General features: G+C 66.0%; 18 protein-coding genes and 2 pseudogenes. 11 read left to right on the top strand and 9 right to left on the bottom strand.

What is annotated here, in order from left to right:
• Positions 1 to 92: 92 nt before the first annotated feature.
• From EUC46_RS09660 to EUC46_RS09645, 4 genes are all read right to left on the bottom strand, one after another.
• The gene (locus tag EUC46_RS09660; RefSeq protein WP_128773954.1) at positions 93 to 1,349 is read right to left on the bottom strand and encodes an ATP-binding protein; all 1,257 of its coding nucleotides are present in this window, start codon (positions 1,347 to 1,349) and stop codon (positions 93 to 95) included.
• Between the two features lie 232 nt (positions 1,350 to 1,581).
• On the bottom strand, positions 1,582 to 1,797 hold the full coding sequence (locus EUC46_RS09655; RefSeq protein WP_128773953.1) for a hypothetical protein: 216 nt from the start codon (positions 1,795 to 1,797) through the stop codon (positions 1,582 to 1,584).
• A gap of 279 nt (positions 1,798 to 2,076) precedes the next feature.
• Positions 2,077 to 2,673: a DUF4352 domain-containing protein gene (locus EUC46_RS13080; protein ID WP_241655519.1), complete on the bottom strand. Its 597-nt coding sequence runs from the start codon at positions 2,671 to 2,673 to the stop codon at positions 2,077 to 2,079.
• Positions 2,674 to 3,459: 786 nt separating this feature from the next.
• Positions 3,460 to 4,482 (bottom strand): AAA family ATPase, encoded by a 1,023-nt coding sequence (locus tag EUC46_RS09645; RefSeq protein ID WP_241655518.1) that lies wholly within the window; start codon positions 4,480 to 4,482, stop codon positions 3,460 to 3,462.
• Positions 4,483 to 4,759: 277 nt separating this feature from the next.
• Between EUC46_RS09645 and EUC46_RS09640 the strand changes: the two genes are divergently transcribed.
• Positions 4,760 to 6,175 (top strand): plasmid pRiA4b ORF-3 family protein, encoded by a 1,416-nt coding sequence (locus tag EUC46_RS09640; RefSeq protein WP_206645955.1) that lies wholly within the window; start codon positions 4,760 to 4,762, stop codon positions 6,173 to 6,175.
• A gap of 133 nt (positions 6,176 to 6,308) precedes the next feature.
• Positions 6,309 to 6,590, top strand: a complete 282-nt coding sequence (locus EUC46_RS09635) for a hypothetical protein (protein WP_128773950.1) — start codon at positions 6,309 to 6,311, stop codon at positions 6,588 to 6,590.
• Here EUC46_RS09635 and EUC46_RS09630 read toward each other — a convergent pair.
• The 3 genes from EUC46_RS09630 to EUC46_RS09620 all read right to left on the bottom strand — a co-directional run bounded on the left by EUC46_RS09630 (position 6,574) and on the right by EUC46_RS09620 (position 10,095).
• Complete coding sequence (locus EUC46_RS09630) at positions 6,574 to 7,647, bottom strand: Gfo/Idh/MocA family protein (RefSeq protein WP_128773949.1); 1,074 nt, start codon at positions 7,645 to 7,647, stop codon at positions 6,574 to 6,576. The two genes, EUC46_RS09635 and EUC46_RS09630, sit on opposite strands and share 17 nt — an antisense overlap.
• A gap of 27 nt (positions 7,648 to 7,674) precedes the next feature.
• The gene (locus tag EUC46_RS09625; protein ID WP_128773948.1) at positions 7,675 to 8,793 is read right to left on the bottom strand and encodes a Gfo/Idh/MocA family protein; all 1,119 of its coding nucleotides are present in this window, start codon (positions 8,791 to 8,793) and stop codon (positions 7,675 to 7,677) included.
• 300 nt (positions 8,794 to 9,093) lie between these two features.
• The gene (locus tag EUC46_RS09620) at positions 9,094 to 10,095 is read right to left on the bottom strand and encodes a sugar phosphate isomerase/epimerase family protein (protein ID WP_128773947.1); all 1,002 of its coding nucleotides are present in this window, start codon (positions 10,093 to 10,095) and stop codon (positions 9,094 to 9,096) included.
• A 261-nt stretch (positions 10,096 to 10,356) separates the two neighbouring features.
• Here EUC46_RS09620 and EUC46_RS09615 point away from each other — a divergent pair, with 261 nt between their 5' ends.
• Positions 10,357 to 11,514: an ROK family transcriptional regulator gene (locus EUC46_RS09615; protein WP_164918804.1), complete on the top strand. Its 1,158-nt coding sequence runs from the start codon at positions 10,357 to 10,359 to the stop codon at positions 11,512 to 11,514.
• Here EUC46_RS09615 and EUC46_RS09610 read toward each other — a convergent pair.
• The gene (locus tag EUC46_RS09610; RefSeq protein ID WP_164918803.1) at positions 11,458 to 12,540 is read right to left on the bottom strand and encodes an FUSC family protein; all 1,083 of its coding nucleotides are present in this window, start codon (positions 12,538 to 12,540) and stop codon (positions 11,458 to 11,460) included. The two genes, EUC46_RS09615 and EUC46_RS09610, sit on opposite strands and share 57 nt — an antisense overlap.
• 174 nt (positions 12,541 to 12,714) lie before the next feature.
• Between EUC46_RS09610 and EUC46_RS09605 the strand changes: the two genes are divergently transcribed.
• The 8 genes and pseudogenes from EUC46_RS09605 to EUC46_RS09575 all read left to right on the top strand — a co-directional run bounded on the left by EUC46_RS09605 (position 12,715) and on the right by EUC46_RS09575 (position 19,492).
• Positions 12,715 to 13,884 (top strand): ROK family transcriptional regulator, encoded by a 1,170-nt coding sequence (locus EUC46_RS09605; protein WP_128773944.1) that lies wholly within the window; start codon positions 12,715 to 12,717, stop codon positions 13,882 to 13,884.
• A 155-nt stretch (positions 13,885 to 14,039) separates the two neighbouring features.
• Positions 14,040 to 15,335 (top strand): MFS transporter, encoded by a 1,296-nt coding sequence (locus EUC46_RS09600; protein ID WP_128773943.1) that lies wholly within the window; start codon positions 14,040 to 14,042, stop codon positions 15,333 to 15,335.
• A 34-nt stretch (positions 15,336 to 15,369) separates the two neighbouring features.
• Positions 15,370 to 15,822, top strand: coding sequence for a C-glycoside deglycosidase beta subunit domain-containing protein (locus EUC46_RS09595; protein ID WP_128773942.1), 453 nt, complete (start codon positions 15,370 to 15,372; stop codon positions 15,820 to 15,822).
• Positions 15,823 to 15,866: 44 nt separating this feature from the next.
• The gene (locus EUC46_RS09590) at positions 15,867 to 16,991 is read left to right on the top strand and encodes a hypothetical protein (RefSeq protein WP_206645954.1); all 1,125 of its coding nucleotides are present in this window, start codon (positions 15,867 to 15,869) and stop codon (positions 16,989 to 16,991) included.
• Complete coding sequence (locus EUC46_RS09585; protein ID WP_128773941.1) at positions 16,988 to 18,166, top strand: lactonase family protein; 1,179 nt, start codon at positions 16,988 to 16,990, stop codon at positions 18,164 to 18,166. The genes EUC46_RS09590 and EUC46_RS09585 overlap by 4 nt, the downstream gene beginning before the upstream one ends.
• Positions 18,167 to 18,359: 193 nt before the next feature.
• Positions 18,360 to 18,536, top strand: a pseudogene (locus EUC46_RS09580) (transposase); the annotation flags it as partial.
• Positions 18,524 to 18,660: pseudogene (locus tag EUC46_RS13470) on the top strand (IS256 family transposase); the annotation flags it as partial. The pseudogenes EUC46_RS09580 and EUC46_RS13470, both read left to right, overlap by 13 nt.
• Positions 18,661 to 18,772: 112 nt before the next feature.
• Entirely contained in the window at positions 18,773 to 19,492 is a 720-nt protein-coding gene (locus EUC46_RS09575; protein ID WP_128773940.1) for a hypothetical protein, read from the top strand.
• 390 nt (positions 19,493 to 19,882) lie between these two features.
• On the opposite strand, the gene EUC46_RS09570 is transcribed toward EUC46_RS09575, so the two are convergent.
• Positions 19,883 to 20,278, bottom strand: a complete 396-nt coding sequence (locus EUC46_RS09570; RefSeq protein WP_277750488.1) for an integrase core domain-containing protein — start codon at positions 20,276 to 20,278, stop codon at positions 19,883 to 19,885.
• Positions 20,279 to 20,409: the final 131 nt, after the last annotated feature.

Raw genomic sequence — 20,409 nt, 5'->3', positions numbered from 1 at the left:
TGCGCCCGGGCCTGGTGCGAACGGTGTTCTGACCGGACCCCTTCGTGTTGGTGGAGCAGTTGCAGCCCGCGCCCTGCCAGTACGTCGCCCGCTCAGCACTCCCACAGTGCGGCGATCGGTAGCGCGTACAGGCCGGTGGCGTACTGGTACCCGTGGGATACCATGCACAGCACGACGCCGGCTACGAACCTCTCGCCCAGCCGTTCCTGAAGTGCTCTCAGCCCTTTGAAATGCTTGCCCTTGGGTGTGGAGGAGGACTTCACCTCGATGCCAATGACGCGGCGGTCCGGTAGCTCGACGACGATGTCTACCTCCGCCCCGGAGCGGTCGCGGTAGTGGAACAGGGAGAACTCGGTCTCGCTCCAGGTCTGCTGCTTGCGCAGCTCGGCGGCCACGAAGCCCTCGATGTACCCGCCGATCGCCACGCTGATCAGTGGCTCCAGCTCCTGGGGTCGCACGCCGCCCAGCCCCAGTGCCAGCGCCGAGTCCGTAATGTAGACCTTGGGGCGGGCCACCTCCCGTGTGGTGAGGTTCGGGGTCCACGCGCGCAGCCGCCCCAGGAGGTAGACGTCCTCCAGCGCTTCCAGGTAGCTGGTGACCGTGCTCGGGGAGACCTCTGCCTGCCGCCCGATCCGGGCCTTGATGAGCTCGCCCGCCTGGTTCGCCGCCACGAGCCTGGCGATGGTGGACAGTCGCCCGCGCGCGACGGCACCCGCCACGGAAGGAGCGTCCTTCTCGAACACGCGGTCCACATACGAGGTGAGCCACCGCCTGCGCAGCCGCGCGGGCATGGACTGCAGTTCTGGGTAGCCGCCGGTGGCCAGCAGCTGGATGTAGGACTGGCGCGTCTCGTCAGTGGTGACGTCCAAGACGTCCTGGACGGTGGCGGTGGTCAGCCAGGTGACCAGGTCGTCCTTCCGACGTCGAAGCTCGCCCTGACTCAGGGGCTGCAGCGGCAGGTCCAGGGCGCGCCCGGCCAGGGAGTCCGTCTCGCCGCGCAGGCGCAGTAGATTCGCGGAGCCAGTGAGGATGAAACAGCCGGGGCGTCGGTCGCGGTCCACACTGGCCTTGACGGCGAGGAGAACCTCAGGGCGCAGCTGGACCTCGTCGATGAGGAGCGTGCGATCAGGTGCCTGAGACACGAAGGCGGTGAGGTCCGCGTCGGCGGCGAGGCGCTGCTCGGGCTCGTCCAAGGTGACGGCGCGGCCACGACCCTGGATGAGCCTGTCGCCCAGCGAGCTCTTGCCCACCTGCCGTGCGCCCTGGATGACGAGCACGGGAGCGTGGGCGAGGATGTCCTCGGCGAGCTCCTGGCTGTGTCGCGGGTACCAGACAGGGGCAGCGACCATGGCGGTAGTTTACCTGGAACGACGCCGAAAGATGGCGCTTCACCGACGATTCGCAGTCCGTCCACCAACGATTCGCAGCACGGTCGCCGACGATTCGCAGCTGACTTCAGGGCAGGGCGCGCGCCCGGATGAGTAGCGGTCGATGACCTCCTGGACGGCTGCGACTATCCCCTCGGAGGTGTGGCGCGCCGTCGTCCGGATCGAGTCTCGGTCCGCCGCCCTTGCTGGGAGACTATTTCCCCACACCGAGCTGCTCGACGAGATATGTCGCCGTAGTCAGATCGTAGTCGAGCTCGCTTTCCCTGAGCAGGCGGATCGCCTGCATCGTGCCGGTCACGCCTTCCCGGTCCAGGACCGCGCGCGCATCTGCAAGGGCCTTCGCCTCGGGGTCGGCCTCTGTGGGGTACCGCTTGCTGATCTTCCGGAGCGCCTTGCTCTTGCCGATCATGGTTCCTCCGTCCCTGTGACGTACGGTCGTTGCTCTGATGAGGTGGCTCAGCATTGATGTCTGCTCAGAGCGTGGTGATCAAACCATGTCCGGGCCCCTTTTGGCTAGGTTGGTTCTGGCTAGGTTGGTTCCCCCGCTGGTTCCGGTGGCGAGCAAGCCGGTCTTGGGCGGCTCGGGTTAGGCCCTCGCGGATCGCCTTGCCGCGGCCGGCATGTTCCTCATGGCACGAACAGATCTGTTGCTGGACTTGGTGGAGGCCGAGCGGCACCGCACCGCCCGTCAGAACTCGTTGACCCAGGCCATGCGGTTGGAGAACAGGGTGTACACCGGCTCGTACAGCAGGATGTACTGTCCACCACTAGACAGGTTGGAGTCGAAGCAGACATCACCACTCAACGTGCCGCCGGCGATGAGAGTGGCGGCCGAGATGTGATCATCCGTGCCGAAGAAGCCGACGCTCACAATGACCCCGTTCGGGTCCTGAAGACTGAAGTCAAGAGCGTTGACATCGAGCGAACCGGAGCCATTGTTGACGATCGTCACGGTGGAGCAGGCAGTTGGCCCGAAGGTCGAGTCTCCGGCGGCCAGAGGGGTGGCTGTGACCTGGACGCCGTCGTCGTCGATCGTCTCCCCGGCCGTGGCAACGAGGTCGCCCCTCTTCATCCCGGGGAAGGTCACGCCTGACGCGGTCTCCTCCTGTGCTTGCGCCGTGGGCTCGGCTGGGGCGGCGGCGTCGGGCGATGCGGTTCCAGGGGCGGAGCCATCCTGATCCGCAGTGACTACTGAGGAGCGGGAGGCGACGGCGTTGGAGGCAGGGGTGGGCTTGGTGTCGCTGCCACCGCCACCTAGGGCGCTGCCGACAATGACAAGAGCCACCACTGCGCCGACGCCGGTGAGGACCTTGTGGCGTGCGAACCACGATCGCTTCGCGGGCGGTGTCCGGTAGGGAAATGGTCCGCCCGGGGGTGGTCCGGGGTGGGCGGGGCCGGTGGGGATCGCACCGGTCGGTGGGGTCGGCCCGCCCGGGACAGCGCGAAATGGGGCTGTCTGCGGGATCTGGCCTCCCGGGGTAGGACTGCCGGCGTAGGGTCCGCCCGGGGGTGGTCCGGGGTGGGCGGGGCCGGTGGGGATCGCACCGGTCGGTGGGTTTGACTGAGCGTGCAGGTCAGACTGCGGGTCGTGGGATCCGCTGGGAACGTAGCTGCTCATGATCGATCCTTGGTATGTGGGGGCAGTGAGATTGAATCTAAGTCATTTTATTTTAATGCCCTGGGGTCAGTTCGTGAAGAATTTGCTGCGCGATGTCCGTTGATGTTGATGATGACTTCCTGGAGTCTGCGCAGTTCGTAGATGATTCGTTTGATATCCATGTCGGTTCTCTATTGTAAATAGAGGATTATTCATGGGGCGTTGTAGGTTAAGATAAGGACAAGTACTGTGATGATGGTTGTTTTTGAATGTGTAGAAGGGTCGTCTGTAGTCAGAGTGAAGTATGGGGAGACTTCCTGGCTGCGTTCACGAGCCAGACGAGCCAGTTGGTCCAGATAGGTCCTCTCCGTGACGGCGCCATTGGTGACAAGGAGGACGGTGCGTTTCTCCTGGCGAGGCCGGTGGCTCCTTCGCTTCCCGGTCTGACGGCGGTCCTTCTCCCGCGGTGCCGCCTCAGGGCGCCTCGTGGTCGGTGGCCAGCAGGCGCCGGATCTTGGAGGTGTCGACTGTCGGAATCGCGCCGAAAGAACCCACGAGGTACCGGCGTTGCTTGTTCGTGCCTTTGCGCATGCTGGTGAAGTCCGCCAGGGAGAACAGCTCGCTGCTGCCTTCGCTCGACTTCTCGCACATCCAGACCTCGCCGCTGTCCAGGAGCTGGGTTGGGGAATTATCCAGGAGAGAGGTGTCGTGGGTGGTGAAGACGAGCTGGGCGCCGGTGCGGTTGAGAGTAGGGTCTTTGAAAAGTTCCACCAGGGTGGTGCTCAGTGTCGGGTGCAGGCTGGCGTCGAGCTCGTCGACGAACAGTGTCTGCCCCTTCTTCAGGGCGTCGAGTGCTGGACCCACCGTTGCCAGCCATGTCAGGGTGCCCTGGCTCTGGGCGCCGAGTGTGAGGCGGTACTCCCGGCCGTCAGCGCCCCGGTGGTAGAAGACAAGCGATCGCTTGAGCACAGCGAGCATCTCCTCGGCGATGGTGACCTCCTCGTCGTCGCTCGTGCTCAGTATGCGGCGCAGGTGCTCAAGAAGCTCCGGTGGAATATCCTTCTCCTCCAGTTCCACCCGAGTGATGCCGAGGTCTGCCGTGTGGGCGATCGCGTCTGCAACATCGCTCCACCATTCGGGCTTCTCCGCGAGCCGGCCCATCATCCAATGAAGCCGCGCCGTTCTCTCCTGGTCGCTGTGGAGGACGAAGCGGAATGAACGCAGGCCGCGAGCCACCGGCGTCAGGGTGGTGTGGCGGTACTTGAGCGCCACGGCCAGGAAGAGGTCCTGGGCGGTGGTAATGCGCCGGACCTCGGCGGTAGCTCCCTTGAGAGAGGGGCCCGAGTCGATGGCCGGCTCCGCGTCATGCTCGCCCTGGGTGCGGATGAAAAGTTTCTTGTGACGTGGGCCCACCTCCCAGAGCTCTTCGCGAGCAATGCCCCAGGCGTTCGCCTCGACGCTGTAGGCGTAACGGGTGCCCTCATGAACGAAGTCCACGCCAGACCGTGGGGGAGCCTGGTCACGTTCGGTGCTTCTGGGCTGTGTGCGCCGCCGGTGCTCGATCAGGTCCACGACCCGCGGCGAGCTCCGGGGGACGGCGCCCCGGAGCGTCGGATACGGTGAAGGGGCATCGCGGCCATCGGAGCGGTAACAGCGGTAACGCGGCATCCACTCCAGCCGACCAGCTCATGACTCACACTCATGACCCACAACAACGAGGACGATTACTCGCGCTGGTGCATCGTGGCGCAACACCCTCGACGTCAGGAGAAGGATGATGGTAACTGAGAAGTTCGAGCCACCGGATCTGCAGAAATTCATTGCTTCGCTGGGCCTGAACGCCGACCCCCTGAAGGCTCCCTGGCGCCGGCCCGAACCTGAGCTCCTCCCCGTCCCCGCAGCGGTGCGGGGTTTCCGCATCCGTGTTGATCTGCAGGGCACGAAGCCACCGGTGTGGCGACGCATCGAGGTTCCCGGCGACATCCTCCTGCCGCGGCTGCACGAGGTGATTCAAGCGGCGATGGGATGGAGCGACACCCACCTGCACCGCTTCCGCACGAACCACGATCTGAACGCACCAGAGTTCCTCACGCAGTTCGACCTCGATGAGGGCGAGGAAGGGATGCTGGAGAACGACGTGCGCCTCGATCAGATCCTGTCCGCCAAGGGCGATCGGCTCTGGTATGAGTATGACTTCGGCGACGGTTGGCGCCACGTGCTGCGAGTCGAGAAGGTACTCCACTCGCCCCCATCAACTCCGGTGTGCCTCACCGGCAGGCTCGCCTGCCCGCCCGAGGACTGCGGCGGCGTGTGGGGTTACAGCGAACTCGCTGCTTGGGTGCGCAGCGACTACGACGATGATCTGCGCCCCGACGTGTTCGACAGTACGGAGGAGGCGCTCGCATGGCTGCCCAACGGCTGGCATCCCGACATGTTCGACGTCGACGAGACCAATGAGGCGATCGCTGTGATCAGCGCGGAGCCGATCCCGGTCGTCGAGGGGCTCGCCTCGCTGCTTACGCTGGAAGGCCTCCGCGGTGCGCGGGGCCTGCGGGACCTGCTCGCGCATCCGGCGGTATCCGGGGCGACCGAGGTCAGCGCCGAGGAGGCCGCAGAACTTACGGAATCATTCCGCGTCCTCCTCGACGTCATTGGGGACGGCATGCCGCTCACCGCCGCCGGGTATCTCAAGCCGGCCGCCGTCGAGCAGATCGCACAACGCACGGGCATGACGGACTGGTGGATCGGCAAGGCCAACCGCGAGGACATCACCTGGCCCGTCGCGGAACTCCGCGCGACGGCGCGGGCGCTGGGACTCATATCGGTGCGCAAGGGCCGCATCGCTCCAACTCGGGCCATCACCAAACACCGAGACGATCCGCAAGCGATACTGCGGCACATCGCTGGCCGACTCCCGCTGGGAAACTCTGCCCTTGAGGATCAGGCTGGATGGCTGGCGCTGGCCGTCGTCGCCTGCGAGACACCCGCGCAGCTGTGGGAGCAGAGCATCGGCGAGCTCCTTTTCGGCGTCGGCTGGCAAAACCGCGACGATCCGTTCCGTCTGCCCACGGCCGAGAGCCCCACCTTCGACGTGCTCCGCCTGCTCGCGGGGACGATGCGCACGGGTCGGAAGCTTCAGGGCGTCAACACAGCCCTCGCCGCCAGCGCGCGAGCCGTCATACGGGCCTGACCGCGAAAGGGATCAGACAACATCGATACGGTCTTGGTGAGGCCCGCGATCGCGCCGTCTACCCTGCCCGCCCGCCCTCCGAGCACTAGAGGCCGGTCCCGAGGGGCCTGGCGGCGTCGAGAGCATGCGCAGGATGCCGACTCTGACCTACTCGGCCTACGTCGAGTCCGACGACGTGCCCGCTTTCATCACGAACCTCATTGACCCCGACTACGAGACCTCGAAGGTCGGGCGAGGCCTCTTCTCAACGGTGCAATCGACCGTGGAAGGGAGCCATCCCTGCACCGGATTGCGGCTCGGACCGTGGACGGCGGCGGCCCCGCGCCTTGCCTGGACAGCGCGGGGCCGCAGGGGGATCGCCTCAGGGCAGGGCTACGACAGCTCCGGTGAGTACGGGCTCAGGACTCGACGTTGACGCTGCGGCCGGTGGCGGCGGACTCGCGCACCGCCTCCATGACCACGAGCACCCGGCGGACCTGCTCAGGGGTGACGAGGATCGGCTCGGTGCCGAGATCCCACGCCGCCTTGAGGTTGATGTAGTAGTCGGATTGCTCCGTGGTGACCGCTGGCAGGGGCTCGGTGACGATGAGGCCCTCCTTCGGCACCCCGAAGGACCGGGTCGGCCCGTAGGAGGCCGCTGACTTGTCCTGCTCGCCGGCGACGTTCTCCAGCAACTTGGTGGTACGGACGATCTGGCCTTCCGGCTCGAATTTCACCGCCTCCATGGTGCCGGTGGAGCCGCCGAGGAACCAGTGGCGGTTGAACCAGTCCTTGGTCGCCGACAGGAAGTACGTCCCGAGTTCGAGTTCGGCGTTGATTCCGTTGGCGAAGCGCATCTGGATCTTGAAGTAGTCGTCGACTTCGGTGTTGATGACGTTGTTCAGCTGGGCGTAGACGGTGCTCAACTGCCCGTCGACCATGTACAGGATCTGGTCGATGAGATGGACTCCCCAGTCGTAGAGCATTCCGCCGCCCTCGGCCTTGTACACGTGCCAGTCGTGCATATTGCCGTTGTAGCCGTAAAGGGAGGACTGGATGGTGTAGACATCCCCGATCGTCCCGCTGTCCAGGACGGCCTTGGCGGTTTGGAAGTCCTTGTCGAAGCGTCGCTGCTGGTGGACGGTGAGCCGGACCCCGGCCTTGTCCACCTCGGTCATGATCTCGTCGAACTCGGCGACGGTCATCGCCGCCGGCTTCTCCAGGAGAATGTCCTTGCCAGCGCGGGCCGCCGCAATGGTGATCTCCTTGTGAAAGCGGTTGGGCGCCGAGATGACGACGGCGTCCAGATCCTCCTTCTCCAGGAGTTCGCTGTGTGTGGCGTAGACGCGAGTCTCCGGATGGAGGGCCTGCACCTCTTCGAGACGTGCGGCGCTCGTGTCCGCGACGGCCGGGACGAACCAGCCGTCGATGCCCCGCAGGGACTCGACGTGGCGGCGGCCGATGAAGCCGTAGCCGATAGCTGCCCATTTCATGATGGTGTCTCCTCCTCGCCGTCGTTCTCAGTCGAGGAAGACCTGCTTGCCGCTGGCAGCGGATTGGTAGATGGTGTCAAGGATCTGAGTGACGCGGAAGGCTTGCTCCGGGTGGACCACGGGCTCACCGTCGGTGATGATGGCGTCGATCCACTGCTTGGCCTCGACAACGCCCGGCGGTTCCTCGCGGCCCTCAAAGTACGCGACGGCGGAGACGTCGGACAGCGACTCGTGGGTGAGCATGCCGTGGCGGGTGCCGTTGTAGATGAGCTCGTCCTTCTTGTAGGAGGAGCCGGAGCGGATTTCGGCGCCCATCTCGGTGCCGCACAGCGTGGTGGAGGCCTCACGCGAGTCGAGGACGTTGAGGGCCCAGGAGGCCTTGAGGACGATGGTGGCACCGTTCTTGAACTTGATGAAGCCCATGGCGGAGTCCTCGACCTCGAAGGTTTCGATGTCCCACGGACCGTAGTAGTTGCCGGAGGCGGCGGACTCCAGGTGGCCGAGCTCGTAGTTGACCGATCCGAGGACGGACTCGACCTCGTAGTTGTCCATGCACCACAGGGTGATGTCGAGAGCGTGCGTGCCGATGTCGATGAGGGGGCCGCCGCCCTGCAGGGCCTTGTTCGGGAACACCCCCCAGGTGGGCACCTGACGACGGCGCACGGCCATCGCCTCACCGTAATAGATCTTACCGAGCTCCCCGGCTTCGCAGGAGGCGTGGAGGGTACGGACCTCGGGACGGAAGCGGTTCTGGTAGCCGACTGTGAACTTCTTGCCGGACTCGCGCCAGGCCTCGAGCATGGCGCGAGCCTGCTCGGTGGAGTGGGACATGGGCTTCTCGCAGAAGACGTTCTTACCGGCTTCGAAGGCGGCGACGGCGATCTCGGAGTGGGACACGTTGGGCGTGCAGATATGGACGGTGTCGATGTCCGGGTTGGCGAGGAGCTCGCGGTAGTCGGTGTAGATGAGAGCGTCGGCGTGGTCCGCCGCCGCGGCGGTGCTCACGGCGCGCTCCTCGATGAGGTCGCAGAAGGCCTCAATGCGGACCTTGTCCTCGCCGACGGCGGCGAGGGAGGGCAGGTGCTTGTGGTTGGTGATGCCGCCGCATCCGATGATGCCGACGCGGACCTTAGGACTGGTACTCATGGAACTACTCCGTTCTATGTGGTGGGGCGGCCGTGCCCCGACGCTCGAAGAGGCGAGCACCTCTTACGTGGCGATATGAAAAAACTAATGTCGATGATCGACGTAAGACAAGAGCATTGACTGTGACTTAGAACACTGTTCGCTAATCTAAGGTCGAGTCGCAGAGGACTCCTCGGCCCGCTCCGCGCCTGCCTGATGCAAGACGCGGAGCTCTGTCGCCGGGTTGCGGTTGGTGTGAGCCAACGGCACCATGCTCGGCCTGATGCGTGTTCTTGTTGGGCCAGGGCCCGGCCCGCGGGCTCAGCGGTTGTCGAAGTGGGAGTCGAAGGCCGCTTCGGGAAGGTCGTAGACGTGTTCGCGGGCGTATTTCAGGGCCAGCGGGGCGCCGTTGAGGCGGTCCATGCCGGAGTCCTCCCATTCGATGGAGACGGGTCCGGTGTAGCCGATCTGGTCCAGGGTGCGCAGGTAGCCGTCGATGTCGGCGTCTCCTAGGCCGGCGGACACGAAGGTCCAGCCGCGGTGGGGGTGGTTCCAGGGCAGGTGGGAGGACAGGCGGCCGTTGCGTCCGTCGAAGTGGGTCTTGGTGTCCTTAATGTGGCAGTGGTAGATGCGGTCGGCGTAGTCGGTCAGGAAGACGGCGGGGTCGATGTCCTGCCAGATCATGTGGGAGGGGTCCCAGTTAATGCCGAAGGCCTCGCGGTTGTCGATGGCCTCCAGGGTGGCCCGGGTGGTCCAGTAGTCGTAGGCGATCTCGCTGGGGTGGACCTCCAGGGCGAAGGTGACCCCCTCGGAGTCGAAGACGTCCAGGATGGGGTTGAAACGGTTGGCGAAGTCTTCGTAGCCATCGGCGATGACCTCGGGGTCGACGGGCGGGTACATGGCGACGTACTTCCAGATCTTGGAGCCGGTGAATCCGGTGACGGTCTTGGCGCCGAGCTTGGCCGCGACCTGGGCGGTGAGTTTGAGTTCCTCGGCCGCCCGCTGGCGGACCCCCTCGGGGTCGCCGTCTCCCCACACGCGATCGGTCAGGAGTCCCTGGTGGCGGAAGTCGATGGGGTCGTCGCACACGGCCTGGCCGGTGGAGTGGTTGGAGATGGCGTACACGTCCAGATTGTGGCGTTCCAGGGTGTCCCTCCACTGCCGGCAGTAGGCGTCGTCCTCGGCTGCCCGGTAGACGTCCAGGTGGTCCCCGGCCACCGGGACCTCCAGGCCATCGAACCCCCACTGCTGGGCCAGCGTGCACACCTCCTCAAACGGCAGGTCCACCCACTGACCGGTAAACAAATTCACATGACGAGACATGACGCTGCTCCTTCACAGAACTAGTAATGGCGTCGAACGCGGACCCCGACCCGCACGCAGGTGCTACCTGCAGCGGCGGAGCCTCATTGCTCCAGTAATGATGATCACAACGTATCATAATGTTGTTGTCGTCGCAAGAGTGAGATGGGTGTCGGTGCAGATATGATCGGCATCGCAATACTGGGCGGCGGCCGAGACCGTCGAGACCGGAGGGAACGGGGCGGAGCGATGGCGGGGGAGCAATCGGCGGATGCTCGCGAGGTGCTCGGGGTCCTCCGCGACGGCAGGCCGCGTACGCGCACCGAGCTCGCCCGCCTCACCCAGCGCGTGCGTTCGACCGTCACGGCCCAGCTCGAGCAACTCATCGAGTCCGGGCTCGTGGTCGAGGAGGGGGCGCAGGTATCCACTGGAGGGCGCCCCTCGGCCCGCTACATGCTCGCCCGGACCAACCGGCTCTTCGGCGCCTTCGATCTGGGCATCTGCGCGGGGCGCGTCGCTGTCACCGACCTGGCCGGCACCGTGCTGGCTCTGGAGACCCTCGAATACGACCTCGCCTCGGGGCCCGAGGTGGTCCTGGGACGGGCGATCGAGGTGCTCCGACGGCTCGTGGGGGATGCGGGCCACTCCCTCACCGATCTGCTGGGCGTGGGCGTGGGCGTCCCCGGGCCGGTGGACACGGATCACTCGAGGGCGGTGAATCCTCCGCTCATGCCGGGCTGGGGAGGGGTGGACCTGGGGGCGCTGATCCGCAATACCCTGGGCCTGGACATCCCGGTCCCCGTGGACAACGACGCCAACGTCTTCGCACTCGGCGAGTGGGTCAACCGCTGGCCGGAGCAGTCGGACATGATAGTGGTCAAAGTGGGTGCGGGGATCGGTGCGGGCATCGTGGCCAACGGCGCGCTTCTCCACGGCTTTGCCGGGGCCGCGGGCGATATCGGCCATATCTGGGTTCCCGAGGCTCGCGACCGGCTGTGCCGGTGCGGCCAGATGGGCTGTCTGGAGGCCTTCGCCGGTGGGACGGGAGTTGCGCGTTCCCTCATGCTCAGGTCCGTTCCGGCCGGCGGGACGCAGGACGTGGTCGAACTGGTCCGCTCCGGCAACCCGCTTGCCGTCCAGACTCTGCGCGAGGCGGGGCGGGTCGTCGGTGATGTCCTGGCCGCCCTGGTGGCGGCGCTGAACCCAGCCGTCATTGTCATCGGAGGGGCTCTCGTCAGTGCGGGCGACGTGCTCCTCGCCGGTATCCGCGAATCCATCGCGGCGCGTTCCCAGCCGGCGATCGTCGCCATGCTGCGGACCGTGGCCGCTGCGGACATGGACGAGTCGGCGGTTCAGGGCTGCATTCGCCTGGCGCAGAACGAGCTATTCGGACTGCCGTCGGAGCCGGTCATCTACTACGAGGCCGCGGCGTCGCCTTGAGGATGGTCGGAGGCCGCCACCCCCCATCGCGAGCGCTAGGAGCCGCCCGGCCACGAGGAGGACCACTGTGACCAGGACGCCTGCGCCCGCGGTCACCACACGGTCGATGGCCATGGCTCCCGCCTCGGCCGGTGCCGCGACCTGGGACATGACCAGGGCGATCGGCGTGATCGCGATGACGGCTATTCCGTAGTTGCGCGCCACGAACAGTTCGATGAGCACCTGCAGCACGGCGACGGCAATGAGTAGGACGATTGTGGGCGGGTCGGACGCCAGGATGCCGTAGGCGACCGCTGCGCCCGCAACGGTGCCGCCGAGGCGGAGTAGGGCGCGCCCCGTCCGCATGGCGACGGGGGCGGTGACGGCGAGCGGTGCCGTTGCCGCCACTGCGGCCCAGCCCGGGTGCGCCGAACCGGCCGCCATGGCCAGCAGGAAGGATGTGCAGGGCGCCAGTAGGTGGAGCGCAATATCGCCGCGGGCCGCGCTGTCGGCGAGGACAGCCCGGGGAGAGCGGCGCGGCGCAGGCGGGGTGCGTGGGCGCCGGGAGGTGGGCAGGATGCGACCGGCCTGGCCGACCGCGACGCTTCCGGCCACCGCCGTCGTGGAGACGGCCAGGGCGATGAGCAGGTCGATGCTCCTGTGGGCGCCGGAGGCCACGGTGGTCAGGGCGAAGGCGAGGAACAGGGAGGGCACCGGGTGCCATCCCTCGGCGCGGCTCGCTAGGGCGCCGCCCGCAGAGATGACGCCGACGCCGAGGGCCGTCCACCAGTGCGTGCCCGGGAGCAGCGAGATGGTCGTGCCCACGACCACGGCGAGGATGAGGAGCGCGCCTGTGCCGAGCTGGGCTCGCAGACGCTGCGTGTAGTCGGTCTGCTTGCCGTAGACCGAGCTCACCGCGCCGAAGACCGCGTAACCGGACCATTCCGGGTGCTGGGTGAGTACGGTGGCCGCCAGGGCCAGGGTGACGCACAAGCTTACGCGCAGCGCGGGCCAGTGGGCGTGGTTGTGCGGGCCGACATGCGTCACCGTGGTCCAGCAGGATGCGATAAACTTTCGGAGTTCGAACGATCGATTTCCGACGATGCGCTGAACCGACTGCAACATGAATGATAAGTACCATTCATTCACTGATCTGGTCAAGGTCGGTTCGACGGCTGACGGTTTTGTGCGTCACGCCCCCAATGAATCAGGAGCCCCGGCATGAATGTTCAGACCGCCGCCGGCACGGCCCGGCCGATTCGTTCCGCGAACACCGCCGCCGTGATAGAGGCGCTGCGCGCCTCGGGGCCGTGCTCCCAGGCGGCCATTGCCCGCGCAACCGGACTGGCGCCGGCCACGGTGTCCTCGATCGTTCATGAGCTGCGAGAGGCGGGTGTGGCCGAGATCCGGGCGGTCAATGGCCGACAGAGCGAGGTGAGCCTCGTCATCACCGACGGATTGGTGATCTCGGTGGAGATCGCGGACGGCTGGATCCGCGGTGCCGTCTTCGCACCGGCGGACAAGGTGCGTCGGGACCGGTCCGTCGCGGAGTCCCACCCGCGGGCGCTCGTGGGCCTCGTGCAGGAGCTGCTCGCCGCCGCTCCCGCGGACCGCACCCTTATCGGTGTCGCTCTGTCGATCCAGTCGCCGCTGGAGCACCGCACCGCCACGATCCCGGTCTGGGTGACCGGTCGCATTCCGCAGTGGCGGGACGTCCGCATCGGCGAGGGACTGCCCATTGCGGACGATGTCCCCATTGTCGTGGACAACGATGCCAATCTCGCGGCGCTCGCGGAGTGGCTGTGGGGCAGCGGGCGCGGAGAGGGGAACTTCCTGTACCTGCGCTCCGCGGAGGGCGTCGGAGGCGGACTCGTCGTCGACGGTGCTATCTTCCATGGCAGTAATGGGCAGGCAGGGGTGCTCGGGCACATGGTGGTCGACCCCTCCGGCGCGGTGTGCTACTGCGGCTCGCGGGGCTGCTTGACGACCAAGGTCTCCGAAACGGCCATCCGCGCGGCCCTCCCGCAGTCCCGGTCCTCCTGGAGCCTGCGGGAGATCATCGCAGCAGCCGAGCAGGGGGACCCCGCCTGTCGCCGCGTCCTGGCCGAGGCGGGGAGGAGTCTCGGGCGTGCCGTGGCCAACACGGCGCGGGTTGTGGCGCCCAGCGCCATCGCCATTGGTGGGGTGCTGGGCGCCAGCCCGGTGGTCCAGGCGGCGATCGACTCCTCGCCGGAAGTGACGAATCTCGCAATCGTGTCGCCTCAGACGTCACTGGTCCCGGCGCGCTTGGGAGAGGAGGCCGCGGTTCTGGGCGGCCTTGCGGTCGTCCTCGACCGTGTGGGGGCGGGAATGAGCCAGCTCCCCGACTGGGCGCGGCACGATCGGGATTGATCAGGCGACGAACGATCGAAGGATCGAATCCTTCGCCCAGCTAATGATCCAATCAAGTTGACCAAATCATCTCTCGATGAGCTCGAACAGTTCAGCTAGTCTCGCTGCACAACCTCAATAACTGTCGTTGTTACGAACAATCAAGGAGCTCGAGGATGAGTACCCTCTCCGAGGCCGCCGCCGCGGCCGCCCCCACACCACCGGCGAGCGTTGGCGCCGGTCGCGCCATCCGCCTGGTCGTCATGATGATGCTGGAGTTCCTTGTTCAGGGCTCCTGGTTCGCGACGGTCGGTCTCATGTTGGCCACGAACGGCCTGCCCACCATCATCGGCACCACCTTCACCCTTGCCGCCGTCGCGGCGATCATCTCCCCCATGTTCCTCGGGGCGCTCGCCGATAGGTTCTTCCCCTCCCAGCAAGTCCTCGGAGTAGCCCACGCCGTCGGCGGCGTCATCATGCTGTTCCTGCCCAGCCTCGTCCGCTCCGGCAGGGGAGGGCTGGTCCTGCTGCTCCTGTTCGTCTACTGCCTTTTCTTCCAGCCGACCCTTGGCATCGCGAACTCCATCGCCTTCTTCCACCTGTCCAGCAACAGGACTCTCTTCCCCTACGTGCGCGTCTTCGGCACCCTGGGATGGGTGCTGGCGGGTGTCCTGGTCGGCGCACTGGGGCTGTCCGCATCCCCGGATCTCTTCCGCGTCACCGCGGTGGTCAGCCTCATCCTGGGCGTCTATGCCTTCACCCTGCCCAACACCCCCGCCCCCGCCAAGGGCGTGAGCTTCTCCCTCGCGGACGTCGTCGGGGCGAAGGCCTTCTTCCTTTTCCGCAACCGCAACTTCCTGGTCTTCTTTTGCTGTGTCTTCATGACCTCGATCTCGCTCGCGGTCTACAACTCCTACGCCTCCACCTACCTCGGTGCCCTCGGCATCGAGAACGTCGCCGCCGTCATGTCGCTGGGCCAACTCAGCGAGGTCGTCTTCATCCTCACCATCCCCTGGGCACTTAAGCACCTCGGCATGAAGTGGTCCCTGTTCGGCGGCATGGTGATGTGGGGGATCCGCTTCGCCCTGTTCTACGCGGCCTCGGGAGGCAACCACTGGATGGCCGTCGTCGCGATCTGCCTGCACGGCATCTGCAACGATTTCTTCCTCGTCGTCGGCGCCATGTACATCGACGAGGTCGCCCCCGCGGCCGTCCGCTCCCAGGCGCAGAGCCTGCTCATCATGGCGATCTCCGGCGTCGGCGCCGTCATCGGCTCCTCCCTGGCTGGCCAGGTCTACAACGCCGTCGTCTCGCCTGGTCTGGAGAGCACCGGCGCCTCCGCCTTCCACCCCATGTTCGCGATCCCGCTCATCGCGGCAGCTGTCACCGCCGTCGTCTGGACCGGGTTCTTCCGCTACAACCGTCACGACGGCCTGACCCCCATTCCCATGCCCGGCGCCTCCGCGGACTGACCGACGCCACCCCATCCACAAGAAAGGAACCACTGTGTTCGACAACCTCCTCATCCGCCCCGACTCACTGCGCAATGAGACGCGCGACGGCGAGATCATCGGCTTCCAGCTCGCCGTCAAGATCGCCAACTACCGCGGCGTGTACCTCTCCACCCACTGCGGTTACTTCATTGAGGTTGACGGCGTCTCCTACCCCGTCTCGGCCCAAACCTTCGAGATCAACGGCAAACCTCCCCGCAGCTTCGAGGAGATCAAGACCGCCGTCTGGGAGCACTGGGACTATCCGGACGAGGCGATCCTCCACGTCGACGCCCCCGGCGGGCTTGCGCCCGGCGAGCACACCGTCCGCTTCCAGCAGTGCGTCATCGCCGCCTACGGCTACCAGCCCACCGACGAGGCCTGGGTCAAGGAGCCCCCAACCCCCGGCACCGGGGCCGGCTCGGACAAGACCCCCAACATCGTCACCTACCACCTTACCCTCAACTAACCGCGCCCGGACAGCACAACGACTGAAGACGAAGGAAGATCACTATGAGCATGAAACGGGGCGTCAGCCTCTACAGCTACCAGCAGTCCCAGTACCTCGGCGAGCTCAGCCTTGAGGAGCAGATCCGCGAGGTCGGCACGAATCTGGGCGGCGCCACCGGCATCGAGGTCGTCGACGAGATGTCCTTCCACTACCCCGATCCCGGACCCGATTTCGAGAAGCAGTGGTTCGCCTGGATGGAGGCCTACGGCACCACCCCGGCAGTCCAGGACGTGTCCATGGATGTCCTGCAGTTCCGCGATCACGTCATGACCTATGAGGAATGCGCCGAGCGTCTCAAGCACGACCTGCGCCTGGCCAAGCGGCTCGGTTTCGAGCGCGTGCGCGTCCTGTCGGTTGTCCCCCTCGAGGTGCTCGCCCTCGCCCTGCCCCTCGCGGAGGAACTCGACATCCCCATGGGCAAGGAGATCCACCAGCCCATGAAGCTCGACGGCAGGCAGGTCACCGAGGTCATCGACTATGTGCAGAAGACCGGGACCCAGCACCTGGGCATTGTGCCGGACTTCGGCATCTTCCAGTTCGCCCCCTCGCCGGTGCAGCTCGGCCAGCACCAGCGCCGCGGCGCCAAGCCCGAGGCGGCCACCGCCGTCACCGAGCTCAGCCTCGCGCTGCGCGCCGGCACCGCCGGTTTCGAGGTGCCCAAGATGGCCGCCCTCACGGCCGGCAACCTGCGTGCCGACTTCACCCGTTTCCTCGCCGAGGGCGAGTGCGATCCCGCCGAGCGCGACGCCTTCGAGGGCATCAGGGCCTTTGCCGATGAGCGCGTGCCCGCGCCGACGACCCGCGACTACTCCCTGGTGGCCGAGTCCATCATGTTCTCCAACACCGACCCCGATCTTCTGCGCCAGCTCGCCCCCCACGTCACGTCCGTCCACGCCAAGTTCAACTACATGAGCGAGGTCGAGGGGCGGCCGGGCCACTACGAGGAGGCCACCATCGACTACGAGGCCGCAATCGGCGCCCTCAAGGCCGGTGGGTACGAGGGCTGGATCAACACCGAGTACGAGGGGCAGCGCTACCTCCAGGACCTGCCCCGCGAGCAGCTCATGGACGAGGTGGACCAGGTGCGCCGGCACCAGGAGATGCTCACCAGGCTGGTGGGGGCATGAGCCGCCGTCTCGCCCTCGTCGGGGCCTACGCGCAGCTCGACGGCGAGGTCGGCGGCGTTAGCGTCGTGGAGGTCCGTGATGATGCCGATACGCTCACGCTCACCGTACTCGACCGCGTCGGCGAGCCCACCGAGGCCGGCTACCTCGTTCACGACCCGAGGACGCAGCGCGTCTACGTCGTCGACGAGCGCAAGACCGATGGCCGAGGCCCCGTCGGGCCGCCCGCCGCCATCCACGAGTTCGCTCTCGACCCGGTGTCGGGGCGCCTTGAGCACCGGGGAGCGACCCCGGTCCCAGGTCCGTTCCCCACCTACCTCGCCCTCGACGCCGACCGGCGCCTGCTCCTGTGCGCCGACCACGGCGGCTTCGAGCACGTCGAGAAGATCGTGCACCACGAGGACGGCACCTGGGGCACCGAGTACGTCTATGACGACTCGACGGTCCTCGTCCACCGCCTCGCCGCCGACGGCACTATCGAGGAGCTCAGTGACGTCGTCGTCCTCGGCGGGCACGGCCCGGACCCGAACACGTCGGCCCAGTCCGGTGGGCACGCCCAGGCCTCGGCCCACGCCCACTCGGTTACCATCGACCCCAGCGGGACCTTCCTGCTCGTGGGGGACAAGGGTGCGGATCGGATCCTCGTCTACCGTCTCGGTGAGACGCTTGAGCTCGCAAGCACCTATGCGAGCGAGCCCCAGACCGGTCCCCGCCACCTCGCCTTCGATCCGGTGAGCGGGCGCCTGTACTGCGACCTCGAGTTCGCCTCCGAGCTCCTCGTCCTCGACTTCGACGCCGAGTCCGGTGCGATCTCTCCCGTGTCGCGGTGCTCGACCCTCGCGGGCGACGTCGGGCGGACCAACGAGCCGGCGGACCTGCGTGTTCACCCGCGTGGCGGCCTCGTCTACGTCAACAACCGCGGAGAGGACGCCGTTGCCTGGTTCTCCATTGCCGACGACGGCACGCCCCGGTGGATGGGCTCCGTGCCCCTCGCGGCCTCCGCGCACCCCGGCGTGGCCGCCCGCTCGATCGCCCTGGCGCCCGACGGCGCTCTGCTGCTGGTCACCGACCGGCCTGCCGGCCTTCTGCGGGCCTACCGCGTCGCCGACGACGGCTCGCTGACGGGCGCGGCCACTCTGCCCGTCCCGGGCGCCGCCTTCGTGACGGTGGTCGTCTGAGTGGGCCGGAACCGTACTGGATGAGGCGCACCGCACAGGGGAAAGGGGCGAGGGCCGATGCGGGCATGTGTTCCGAGGCTCCCGTACGCATCTAGGCGCCGGCCGCGCATGGGAGCCATGGAAGGTTTCTGTGATGCTGGCGTCGACCCGCAGGGTGACGCGGGTCGAGGTGGGTCTCGCGGTGTGGTGACGATTCCGGCGGATGCTTCAGGCCGGCCTGCAGGACCTTGTCGATGCCGAGGCCACCGCCCACATCGGGGTCGGAGACTATGAGCGCACCGACAAGCGCACCAATCGTCGTAACGGCATGAGGGCTAAGCAGTTGGCGACCACCGCCGGGGAAGTCGACTCGGCCATGCCGCGGTCAAGGCCTCCCTGCCAGGAGCATCCTGGCAGGGAGGGCCGGGTGCATTTCGCCCGCAACATCACTTCCAGGCCCGGCTCGTTCCAGGCCCGCGGACGCGCTGATCTCGACGATCTTCGCCCGAACTACATCAAGAGACTCGACCGCCTGAGCGGGTGCACCCTTATCGAGCCGGCGGGGTTACTCCCGCCCCCGGTTCAGTCGCCACCCGTGACGCTCACCTCCTGAATAGAATCAGGCTCATGCCACGCCAAGCAGGCTACTTCGAATGGGACGACGCCAGCCTCACGCCCGGCCAGAGGAGCGAAGGTGGACTTCACCAGAATCTCTACGACGACGACGGTGTCCTTCAAGGGCATGCTCGCTTCATCCCTGATGACGACCTTGACCTCGATGACGAGGTCTCGTCAACCAGCTATATCCCTACTGAACAACGCTGGGAGTATGACGACGGTTTCGATCTTGCCATCGTTGTCGCGGCTGTCGTGGCGGCAAGCGTAATATATGCTACTCCTCACCTGAAGGGGTGGTGGGCTCAATCCGCACAACCGTTCCTGTCGACCCATGTAAACAAGATCACTGACTGGTGGCGCCGGGATAAGTCGGCTGTGGACGGTCAGGCAAAGGAAGTGGCGGAGGTAGAAGAGTCCTCCGTTCCCAGTCACGACCTGGATGAGCCGGGTGATCGCCCGGCCATGTCGAGTGCCGAGGCGCAGGCCCGTTTGCTAGCTGCGATGGCCGCTCATACCTACTGTCAGGAGCAGCTGCGTCTCGTTGAGCAGGCCTGCATCGTCGACGCGGAAGGAGTGGCCGAGGTCCGGCAGCGGCTGAGCGGTTTATCGCAAAAGAAGCTCGGTGCCATCATCGAGCAGATGGTGCGTGATCCTGCGCTACTCCAAGACTCCAGCTTGGCGAACCTAGCCAGTTTGCTCAGCCAGGAGCAGCCGACTGCTATCGAGTAGAACGACAGGGAATACGGCGGATAGTAAGGCATCGTCACGTGGTCGGCAGCCAGAGACGAGGACATGGAGGCGCAGAGAACACGGAGGAGATGGTCAGATTGGAGACTCCAGAGACTCCAGAGACTCCGAGCGACAAGGCTAGGAGTGACGACAAGGCCGGGGGTGACGACGAAGTCGGAAACCCCAGCCCCGCCACCGCACCACAGGCCCGCCCCCACGGCCCCGAACCGACCGAAACCACCCAAAACCAGCCGTTTTTCAACCAAAAACCCACGCCAGAGACCTCTCATGACGTGGGTTTGAGTGCTATGCAATTGGTCGGGGCGCCCATATCCCGTTCTAATCTCTGTGGAGTGCTGGGTGTTTTTCGGACTGTGTGTGTTTTGTGTGTCATGCTGCGATTTCGCAGCTCAGCAGTTCGCGCTCAACTTCGTTCGGGGTGCGATAGCCGAGTCCCGAGTGAAGCCGTTTGTGATTGTATGTCAGCTCTATCCAGGACGTGACATCCTTGATGGCGTGTTCTCGTGTGGGATACACCATGCGGTGTACTCGTTCGTTCTTGAGCGTGGCGTTGAACGACTCGGCCCAGGCATTGTCCCAACACACACCGGTCCGGCCCACAGAGGGGAGGATACCGTACTTACGTAGGTGTTCGGAGAATTGATCCGATGTGTACTGCGATCCGCGGTCTGAGTGAAAGATTGTCACGCCCCGAGTGTGGGGGCAGTTGCGCACGGCCATGTTGATCGCGTCGCACACCAGGCTGGTGCGCATATGGCTGGCCATACAGTGAGCCTTTCTCACTGGGAGTGGGGGTCGAGGGGTGAAGATGGTTGGAGTGGTGCGGGGAGGTGGGTGTGTCGTAGACGAAGGCACGCGGAGCCGTGCGTCAGAGTTGTTTTCGACCAAGAAAACCT

Source organism: Actinomyces oricola, assembly GCF_004104015.1.
Classification (GTDB): Bacteria; Actinomycetota; Actinomycetes; order Actinomycetales; family Actinomycetaceae; genus Actinomyces; species Actinomyces oricola.
The sequence above is the reverse complement of the archived record's forward strand: the minus strand, read 5'-3'. Positions and strand labels throughout refer to the sequence as shown.